At 50.4% G+C, this 4,538-nt stretch carries 4 protein-coding genes and 1 pseudogene; 4 read left to right on the top strand and 1 reads right to left on the bottom strand.

All coding sequences use genetic code 11. From position 1 onward, the window contains the following. Window positions 1-375: 375 nt before the first annotated feature. Window positions 376-792, top strand: a complete 417-nt coding sequence (locus CPT76_RS07445; RefSeq protein WP_076176639.1) for a hypothetical protein — start codon at window positions 376-378, stop codon at window positions 790-792. Window positions 793-893: 101 nt separating this feature from the next. Here the strand turns inward: CPT76_RS07445 and CPT76_RS07440 are convergent, their stop codons facing one another. Further along, window positions 894-1,418 (bottom strand): hypothetical protein, encoded by a 525-nt coding sequence (locus CPT76_RS07440; protein WP_105442448.1) that lies wholly within the window; start codon window positions 1,416-1,418, stop codon window positions 894-896. 210 nt (window positions 1,419-1,628) lie between these two features. Here CPT76_RS07440 and CPT76_RS07435 point away from each other — a divergent pair, with 210 nt between their 5' ends. From CPT76_RS07435 to tmk, 3 genes and pseudogenes are all read left to right on the top strand, one after another. Then, window positions 1,629-1,814, top strand: a complete 186-nt coding sequence (locus CPT76_RS07435) for a sigma factor G inhibitor Gin (RefSeq protein ID WP_076176641.1) — start codon at window positions 1,629-1,631, stop codon at window positions 1,812-1,814. Between the two features lie 195 nt (window positions 1,815-2,009). Continuing rightward, window positions 2,010-3,688, top strand: a pseudogene (locus CPT76_RS07430) (aminotransferase class I/II-fold pyridoxal phosphate-dependent enzyme). Beyond that, window positions 3,685-4,314: a dTMP kinase gene (gene tmk, locus CPT76_RS07425; RefSeq protein ID WP_105442447.1), complete on the top strand. Its 630-nt coding sequence runs from the start codon at window positions 3,685-3,687 to the stop codon at window positions 4,312-4,314. Before CPT76_RS07430 ends, tmk begins: the two are co-directional and overlap by 4 nt. Window positions 4,315-4,538 lie beyond the last annotated feature (224 nt).

The raw sequence follows: 4,538 nt of genomic DNA, 5'->3' as shown, positions 1-4,538 counted from the left end.
AATTATGTTTATGAGAGGAAATGGGTTATGAAAAACAGATCCTGTCGTATTCATTAACAAGAAGGATTGAATTTTTAAATTATGGAATGCATCCTGTAGACTAGGCGGCATGATAATATTGGCCGTTAGGGAAGTCTTGAGAACATAGGATCGGGATGGACATGATATGGGTTTATGAATCTTTTGTCATTAGAAAAGATCGAGACACCGCAGCTGCCTATTCGCTATCATGCATAAGGCTTGTATACTCTCTAAACGAAGTAACATTTTTGTTACCGACAGGGCAGAAGTAGTCAGTATAATATGTATGTACATGTTTGGGGGTGCCTAAGAAAACTGAATAATTATTACTTTTGCGATATAAGGAGGACATACATGCTCAATAGACCGTGGCTGCATGCTCTTCTTGTGTTTGGAGTCGTCTGTTTGCTGCTTACCGGCTGTATGAAAAGCGAGCCCTCGTGGACATCCTTTGAAGGAGCTGCGAACGATAAAACCTTTCCGGTACCGAAGGAAGCGAACCGTACTGATCGGACATCCGGTAATTCTAAATTAGACTATGTACGCTACTCGATGAAAGGCCTCAAGGAAGATGAGCAGATTCCGGAAGCTTACTTGAATAAAATTAAAGAGTGGGGCTGGAAGGAAAAAACGGAGGAGGCCGAAGGGAACTCACACGTTTTTGAGAAGCAGAGCCGGGTAATTAACTTAACCATTCATAAAGATTATTTTACGGTGACCGTTTTAACTAAGGGGAAGGCGACAGTTGAAAGTGTGGATACCGATTTATAGTGACCTGCATCCAAGGATGCGGGTTTTTTAATTATACGTGCAAACCAAAGGCCCCTCTATGTAAGAGGGACCTTCAAGTTCATCATAATGATGACGAGTGGCTACTGCTGATAATAGGAGATGTCCTGTGCGTTCAGTTTAATCATACCGTCTTTACGCTGCTTCAATAAACGAAGAAAAGCATAATATTGCGGAAGCAGGAACCAGAGATGCCAGAACAGCAAGGACAGTGTGAAGGGAACCGGTGACCAAAACATGATCACAGCCAGCAGGAGCAGGCCAAATCCAGTGATATAGATATAGACTCTCCGAAACAGGCGGTAGCTGATATGTTGATCGGTGATATACCCGAGCCAAGGCAGCCGCAGCGAAAATTTCCATCGTTTACGAAACGGTGTTCCTGATAACAGCAGAACCGATCGGGAGATAACATAATGAATCCAGAGCATAACCGGTGCGGCGAGAACAAAATAGAAGCAGCTGGTCCAGGAAATGATGATCATGAATGAAATCACAGCTATGTAGGGAAGAAGCAGATATAGGCGCACGAGCAGCCGGGAAACCGGTATTTTTTTGATTAATTTATAGTGGTAAAAGGTTGCGTTAACGTGATTCTCATCCGGCATGGAGAACGCTCCACCTCCTAGAGGTCTTTAATTCATATATCGGCTGATTGAAAGACTTTTTTTAAAATTCCTGTACAGACACTCGCGGGGATTGCGGGGAATATGTATGTAAGGAATCAAAGGGGGATATGAAACCACTATGAAAAGGTTTAAAATAATAGAAAATGAGTCATACTTGATAGTAATTAATGAAATAAGGTGGGATGGTTGATGGAAAATCAAACCGAACACGTCTGTATTATTTGCGGGCAAGTCAAAGAAGAAGGAATCACCATTATATCACAATTTATTTGCGAAGAGTGCGAATGTGAAATGGTGCATACAAATGCCGAAGACGCCAAATACCATTATTTTATCCATCAGATGAGACAAATCAACTTACAGACCAACGCGTAAGCAGGTATTTTGTACAGGGGGACAGCGGGAAGCTGTCCCTTTTTTGCATAGAAAAAGGATATAAGCACGTAAAAGCTAGTGGGGACTCAGCCGCCGCTGATTCGCAAGAGAAACATGATACATCTGGTCTGGCTACCACGAAAATATGCGATAAAATAGGGTAGAGATTGAAACCGGAAGGGATTATGGCTGGGGATGAAAAAGCAACATGTGAACAAGGAACGTGCACCTATATACGAGATGATGCAGGAGATGAAAGATAAAGCCTATTCTTCATTTCATGTACCCGGACATAAAAAAGGACAGGCCTATACCGAATCCGGGGGAGCTGGATTTCTGCAGGATGTGCTGCAGGCGGATTTGACAGAAATCACAGGGACAGACGATCTGCATCACCCGGAGGGCGTGATCCGGGAGGCGCAAGCACTGGCGGCGGATTGTTTTGGAGCCGAGGAGAGCTTCTTCCTGGTCGGTGGGAGCACATCCGGAAATATAGCGCTGATTCTGGCGGTCTGCAGCAAGCCGGGGGATCTGCTGATCGTCCAGCGGAATGTCCATAAATCGGTGATCCATGGACTGATGCTGGCGGGGGCGAAGGCGGTCTTTATCCAGCCGGAGCCTGATCCGGTCAGCGGACTGGCAGTAGCCCCGTCGCAGCGACCGTCACCGCCGCCCTGGCCGCCTATCCGCAGGCCAAGGGCGTGCTGGTCACCATGCCGAACTATTACGGCATGGGCAGCGACTTGGCGCCGCTTGCGGAGGCGTGCCACCAGCACGGGGTACCGCTGCTGGTGGACGAGGCGCACGGCGCCCACTACGGGCAGCATCCGCGGCTGCCCGGAAGTGCCTTGGCCAGCGGAGCAGACGGCGTCGTACAGTCGACGCACAAAATGCTGGCCGCGCTCACCATGGGAGCCATGCTGCACGTCCAAGGGCCGCGGATTGACCGCGGCCTGCTCCGCCAGCGGCTCGCCATGGTGCAGAGCTCGAGCCCATCGTACCCGATTATGGGCTCGCTGGACCTGGCCCGGCGCCTGCTGCATGTGCAGGGCGCCGGCGCCTTCACGGCGGGGCTCGCCGCCGTGAACGCGCTGGTGCGCGGCCTGGCGGAGCTGCCGCGCTTCAAGCTGCTGCACCCGCAGGGGCAGCAGCCCCAAGACGCCGCCGGCGCAGCATCGGCGGGCAGCACAGCGCAGGCGGCCATCCGCCCTGCGGCAGCCGCATACACCACGCAGGACCCCTTCAAGGTCGTCATTTATGACGACACCGGCGTCCTGAGCGGATATGAGCTGCAGGAGCGGCTCGAGGCGTATGGCTGCGTACCGGAGATGAGCGATGACCGATACGTCGTCCTGGTGTACAGCTTGGGATCTACCGAGGAAGACACCCGTCACCTTCTGGATGCCCTCCGGCATATAACTGTAGAGAAGGCGGACGCCCAGAGATCAGCAGATGCCTCACCGGCAGCTGAAAGCCGCCATTCCGTTCAGGCGGAGGCGGAAAAAGATTTAAGTCTAACGGGAGCGTCCAGCCTGCCCAAGTCGAAAGGCAGCCCTGCCGAATTTTCCACGTGGAACATTTTAGCCCAGGCCACCGTCTCAGAGCCCATTCCATTCGGCCTGCAGCCCATACCTGCTGAAAATACCGAGAGGGTTCCTCTTCAGGATTGCGCGGACAGAACCGCTGCAGAAATGATCATTCCGTATCCTCCAGGAATCCCGCTTCTGTATCCGGGAGAGCGGATCACCGAGGATACGGCAGCAAGGCTTCGCGTCCTGTCCAATGCGGGAGCGAAGTGCCAGGGGGCGGCAGATCCGAATCTACTAACTATTATGGTATATAAGAAAAACAGAAAGCAGGGAAGCCATTTATGACTGGTCCAGGAGCATTTATTACGCTGGAAGGAGGCGAAGGGTCCGGGAAGACAACCGTGATCGGAAAAATTGGTGAATATTTTAACCGGCTCGCCGTCCCCTATATGATGACCCGAGAGCCGGGAGGCATTGAAATTGCCGAGAAGATTCGGGAAATTATATTGAATCCGTCCCATACGGCCATGGATGCCCGAACCGAGGCGCTTCTGTATGCCGCTTCAAGAAGACAGCACCTTGCTGAAAAGGTGGAGCCTGCCCTGGAGAAAGGCCTCACGGTGATCTGCGACCGATTCGTCGACAGCAGCCTGGTTTATCAAGGATATGCCCGCGGACTCGGCATGGATGAAGTGTGGGCCATTAATCAATTCGCCATTCATGACCGGATGCCGGATCTCACCTTTTATTTGGATATCGAGCCGGAAACCGGACTGCAGCGGATTGCGGCAAATCAGGGACGTGAGGTCAACCGCCTTGATCTTGAAGGTTTATCTTTTCATCAGAAAGTACGGGAAGGTTATCATATCATCGCATCCCGTTATCCGGAGCGCATCGTTGTCATTGATGCTTCCAAAGAGCAGTCTGCCGTGGAACAGGATATCATTCGTGTGCTTCAGGAGCGATTTTAAAGGATTTTTGAGGATCTTTGTCAAATAAGTACAGTAGCAGCCTGCAGCTATATAGAATGAACTAAATTAATGATGCAAATGTGGACATCAATGTTATTATAAAAGATTATTACATCTTACTTTGGTTCAATCTATATGGATGGGCAGGTCTAAATAAGCGAGGAGGGAATGCAAGATGAAACTGATCGTTGCGATTGTACAGGATAAGGACAGCAACCGTTTGT

The organism is Paenibacillus sp. AR247 (assembly GCF_002968895.1).
Classification (GTDB): Bacteria; Bacillota; Bacilli; order Paenibacillales; family Paenibacillaceae; genus Paenibacillus_AQ; species Paenibacillus_AQ favisporus.
This window is presented reverse-complemented; position numbering and strand designations above follow the sequence as displayed.